Origin of the sequence: Kitasatospora sp. NPDC056783 (assembly GCF_042789895.1) — a bacterium.
In the GTDB taxonomy this organism is placed as follows: domain Bacteria; phylum Actinomycetota; class Actinomycetes; order Streptomycetales; family Streptomycetaceae; genus Kitasatospora.
In genome coordinates this window covers 1-4,575 of record NZ_JBHUAF010000531.1, presented here as the reverse complement: position 1 = coordinate 4,575, position 4,575 = coordinate 1, and the positions used below count along the sequence as shown (strand labels likewise).

At 75.1% G+C, this 4,575-nt stretch carries 4 protein-coding genes; 2 read left to right on the top strand and 2 right to left on the bottom strand.

Annotated elements, in window-relative coordinates:
- Window positions 1-168: 168 nt before the first annotated feature.
- Complete coding sequence (locus tag ACFRMQ_RS38515) at window positions 169-1,113, bottom strand: deoxyribonuclease IV (protein WP_380735541.1); 945 nt, start codon at window positions 1,111-1,113, stop codon at window positions 169-171.
- Between the two features lie 414 nt (window positions 1,114-1,527).
- Between ACFRMQ_RS38515 and ACFRMQ_RS38510 the strand changes: the two genes are divergently transcribed.
- Both ACFRMQ_RS38510 and ACFRMQ_RS38505 read left to right on the top strand, forming a co-directional pair.
- The gene (locus ACFRMQ_RS38510) at window positions 1,528-2,613 is read left to right on the top strand and encodes a nitrous oxide reductase family maturation protein NosD (protein WP_380735540.1); all 1,086 of its coding nucleotides are present in this window, start codon (window positions 1,528-1,530) and stop codon (window positions 2,611-2,613) included.
- A 93-nt stretch (window positions 2,614-2,706) separates the two neighbouring features.
- A complete protein-coding gene (locus ACFRMQ_RS38505) occupies window positions 2,707-3,741 on the top strand; it encodes a methyltransferase (RefSeq protein ID WP_380735539.1) in 1,035 nt (344 codons plus the stop codon).
- A gap of 71 nt (window positions 3,742-3,812) precedes the next feature.
- Here ACFRMQ_RS38505 and ACFRMQ_RS38500 read toward each other — a convergent pair whose 3' ends face one another.
- Window positions 3,813-4,508, bottom strand: a complete 696-nt coding sequence (locus tag ACFRMQ_RS38500) for a class F sortase (RefSeq protein WP_380735538.1) — start codon at window positions 4,506-4,508, stop codon at window positions 3,813-3,815.
- Window positions 4,509-4,575 lie beyond the last annotated feature (67 nt).

Below are 4,575 nucleotides of genomic sequence, written 5' to 3'. Positions count from 1 at the left end.
GCGAGTGCGCCGGGGGCGGCTGACCCCGCCGCACCCCGCGCCCGGAGGCGGTGCGCGGGCCCCGGGGCTCACGGCTGTCCGGCCCCGGGCTCACGGCCGTCCGGACGCCGTTGCGCGGCCGCGCAACGGCTCCGAGGTCCCATGGGGTCCCATGGGACCCAGAGGTCCTCAGGCGCGGACCGCCGCCCGCTCCCGCAGCTCCTTCAGCACCGTGATGTCCATCGCGTGTCCGGTGCCGTCGCCGCCGTGCTTGCGGTCCGGGGTCTCCACCACCAGCGGCACCCCGGCCGTCTCCGGGTGCTCGAAAAGCTCGCGGAACGGCTCGGCGCCGATCATCCCGGCGCCGATGTTGGCGTGCCGGTCCTTGCGGGCGCCGACGACATCCTCGGAGTCGTTGGCGTGGATCAGCCGCAGCCGGCCCGGACCGGCCGCGGCGGCCAGGGCGTCCAGGGCGGCCGTCACCCCGCCCGGCTCCGCCAGGTCGTGCCCGGCGGCGAAGGCGTGGCAGGTGTCCAGGCAGACTCCCACCTTCGGGTGGTGGTCCAGGGCCGCCACGTACTCGGCCAGCTGCTCCAGCCGTGAGCAGAGCGAGCTGCCCTGGCCGGCGGTCGGCTCCAGCAGCAGCCAGGGCGCGTCGTCCCCGAGGCCGTCCAGCTCGTCCAGCAGTGGCCGGACGTCGGCCCGCACCTGCGCCATCGCCTCGGCCCGGCGCGAGCCCCCGCCGGGCGCCGTGCCGACCGCCGAGCCGGTGTGCAGGACGACGCCGAGCGCGCCGATGGCGTGGCCCCGGCGCAGCGAGTGCCGCAGCGAGTCGGCCGAGCGCTCGCGGGTGGCCGGGTTGTCCGAGCCGAAGTTGATCAGGTAGGGGGCGTGCACCCAGGCCGGGATGCCCCGGTCGGCGCAGGCGGAGCGGAACTCCTCGTCCTGGATCGGGTTGCCCGGGGGAGTGGCCCAGCCGCGCGGGTTGGCCACGAAGACCTGCACGGTCTCCGCGCCGACCCGCTCCGCGTACGCCAGACCGGTCCCCGCCAGCCCGCGTCCGGCCACCGGGACGTGGGCTCCGACCGGGTTGCGGAGGACGGCGAGGGGCGGTACGGGCGGTGCGCTGGTCATGGCCCCGAGCATGTCACGCCCCGGACCCCGGGCGTCGGGCGGGCCGGTCCGGGCGGGCCGGGCGGGCCGGTCAGGGAGGCCGGGAGGACGGTCGCGGAGCCGTCCCCGGCGGGCCCGCGCCACGCCGGGCGGTACCTCCTTCCGGTCGACGCCCCGTCAGTCCCGCAGCCCAGCCCTGGTGGCGGGCCCACCCGGCCGCCCATAGCGTCGACACGGCCGCACCCACCGGCCGCCACCGCCCACGCACAGCGCGTCAGCCCGGCCGCCGGACCGTACGCGCGGGGCGGACACCGACTCCCGGACCGCGGTACGCCACACCGCGACACCGCCGACCGCGACACGCCACACCGCGACACCGCCGACCGCGACACCGCATCGGATCCCGTGCGCGCCGAAAGAAACAGGTCACCACTCATGCCCACGCGACGGTTCCACCACCTCGCCGCGGCCACCGCCGCCGCCACCGCCACCGCCCTGACCACCGCCCTCGTCTCCCTGGCCGCCCCCGCGGCCCACGCCGACAGCGGCGGCCCGCTGCACTTCGTCCGGGCCGGCGAATCGATTCAGCAGGCCGTCGACGCCGCCCGCCCCGGCGACACCGTCCAACTGCTCCCCGGCACCTTCCGCGGCAGCGTCCGCATCACCACCCCCGGCCTCACCCTGCGCGGCTCCGGCGCGGACAGCGTGATCACCCCCGGGGACGGCACCGAGAACGCCTGCGCCGCCGCCGGGCACGGCATCTGCGTCGTCGGCACCGAGGAGCAGCCGCTGGCCGACGTCACGATCGACCGGCTCGCCGTCACCGGCTTCCGCAAGAACGGCATCGACGCCAGCGGCACCACCGGCCTGACCGTCATCGGCACCCACGTCCACGACAACGCCCAGCAGGGCATCAGCCAGGAGATGTCCACCCGGGCCACGATCCGCGGCAACCACTCGACCGACAACGGCCAGTCCGGCGTCTTCCTCGCCAACTACGCCTACCGCGAGGGCGGCGCGCCCGACACCGAGGGCACCGTGGTCGAGGGCAACGAGCTGACCGGCAACCGGGTCGGCGTCACCGTCCGCCGGCTGCGCGGGCTGGTCGTCCAGCGGAACTGGATCAGCGGCAACTGCTCCGGCGTCTTCGTGGTCGGCGACGAGGGCGTGCCCAGGGCCGGGGACCTCGACGTCCGGCACAACACGGTCGTCGAGAACGACAAGTTCTGCCCGGCCAACCCGCGCCTGGGGGCCATCCAGGGCGCCGGCATCGTGCTCACCGGCACCGAGGACGTCCGGGTGACCGGCAACGAGGTCCACGACAACGCGGGCACCACGGACTTCTCCGGCGGCATCGTCCTGTTCAGGAGCGTCGTCGGCGTCGCCAACTCCCGCACCACGGTCACCGGCAACCGGCTCAGCGGCAACAGCCCGGCCGACCTCGCCGACCGCGACACCGGCGCCGACAACACCTTCGCGCGCAACACCTGCGAGAGCTCCGAGCCGGCCGGCCACTGCTGATCCCCGCACGCCTCGCCGCCCCACCGCCCGCCGCCCCACCGCGCGCCGTCCGCCGTCCATGGAACTCCCAAGGAATCCCCGAGGAACCCAGCCATGACCACCGCACCCGCCCACACCACCCCCCAGGCCGCGATGCGGCTGCGTGAGCTCGTCTTCGGCGCCGCCTGCGCCGCGGCCGTCCGCGCGGCCGCCCGGCTCGGTGTCGCCGACGCGCTCGGCGACACCCCGGCCCCCGTCACCGAACTCGCCGCCTCCCTCGACACCGAGCCCCGCCAGCTGCGCCGGCTGATGCGCGCGCTGTCCTGCTACGGGATCTTCGAGGAGGGGGACGACGGCAGCTTCGAGCACACCGAGATGTCCCGGCTGCTGCGCGAGGACGCCCCCAACTCGCTGCGCTACATCTCCCTCTGGTGCACCGAGCCGTGGACCTGGGAGGCCTGGCCGAAGCTGGACGAGGCGGTCCGCTCCGGCCGCAACGTCTTCCCCGAGCTGTTCGGCAAGGAGTTCTTCGAGTACCTGCACAGCGACGCGGGTGACTCCGCGAAGGTCTTCGACAAGGCGATGACCACCTCCAGCCGGCAGTCCGCCGAGGACTTCGCCGAGTACCTGGACCTCACCGGCATCGACTCGGTGGCGGACATCGGCGGCGGCCAGGGCCACGTGCTGGCCAGCCTGCTGGAGCGGCACCCGGCGCTGCACGGCACCCTGCTCGACCTGCCCAAGGTCGTGGCGGGCGCCGACCCCCGGCTCCAGGACGGCGGCGCCTTCTCGGCCCGCGCCCGCCTGGTGCCGGGCGACTGCCGCACGGAGATCCCGGTGCGCGCCGACCTCTACATCATCAAGAACATCCTGGAGTGGGACGACGACAGCACCCGCCGCACCCTCGCCAACGTGGTGAAGGCGGCCGGCTCCGGCGCCCGCGTCGTGGTGGTCGAGAACCTGGTCGACAACAGCCCCTCGATGCGCTTCACCACCGCCATGGACCTGATGCTGATGCTCAACGTGGGCGGGGCCAAGCACTCCGAGGAGAGCATGGTCGGGCTGATGGCGGAGGCCGGGCTGACGGTCACCGCGGTCCGCCCGGTCAACCCCTACCTGCACGCCTTCGAGGCCACCGTGACCGGCTGAGCGCGGCCCTCCGCACGGACGACCGCCGGCCCCCGGAACAGGGGGCCGGCGGTCGCGCGCACCGGGGGCGGTCACCCCTGGTGCGAGGACTCCAGGTGCGCGAAGGCCACCACGTTGTCCAGGTAGTCCCGCCGCTGCTTGTCGTACGCGCCGCCGCAGGTGATCAGCCGCAGCTGGGCGTCCGGCGTGCGGCCGTACACCTTCGCGTCGGGGAAGGCGTCCTTGGCGAAGGTCTCCACCGAGTCCACCGAGAACACCGCGACGGTGCCGTCCTCCCGGCTCACCTCGATCTTGTTGCCCGGCAGCAGGAAGCTCAGCAGCAGGAACACCGCCGGGCCCTTGGTGGTGTCCACGTGCCCGGCGAGGACCGCGCTGCCGCGCTCGCCCGGGGTGATGCCGTCCCGGTACCAGCCGACCAGGTTCTTGTCGTCCGGCGGCGGTGCGTTGAGCTGGCCGGCCGGGTTGAGGGTCAGCTCGGTGAACGGCGCGTCCACGGCGATCTGCGGGATGCGCAGCCGGGTCGGCTTGGCGCGCTTGAGCGGCGGCGCCGGCGGTCCGGCGCCGGGGGCGCCCGGGGCCAGGGCGGCGGCGTCCGCCGGCCCGGGGAGGGCGGCCGCGGCGGCCGCCGGGGGAGCGGGCTGGCCCTCCGTCGTGCCGGAGTCCGGCCCGGTGTCCACCGCGTTGTAGACCAGCAGCAGCCCGACCGCTGCCGCCGCCATCCCCGCGCGCAGCAGCCGGGGCATTCCAGGGGCGGGACCGCCCGTCATTCGTGTCCTCCGCTCGACCGGTTCCACGACGGTCCGCCGCCCCCGGTGCGCCCCTCCCGTACGGGGG

Coding starts and splice junctions, on each gene's coding strand:
- ACFRMQ_RS38510 (WP_380735540.1), top strand. CDS start 1,528: ATGCCCACGCGACGGTTCCACCACCTCGCCGCGGCCACCGCCGCCGCC.
- ACFRMQ_RS38515 (WP_380735541.1), bottom strand. CDS start 1,113: ATGACCAGCGCACCGCCCGTACCGCCCCTCGCCGTCCTCCGCAACCCG.
- ACFRMQ_RS38505 (WP_380735539.1), top strand. CDS start 2,707: ATGACCACCGCACCCGCCCACACCACCCCCCAGGCCGCGATGCGGCTG.
- ACFRMQ_RS38500 (WP_380735538.1), bottom strand. CDS start 4,508: ATGACGGGCGGTCCCGCCCCTGGAATGCCCCGGCTGCTGCGCGCGGGG.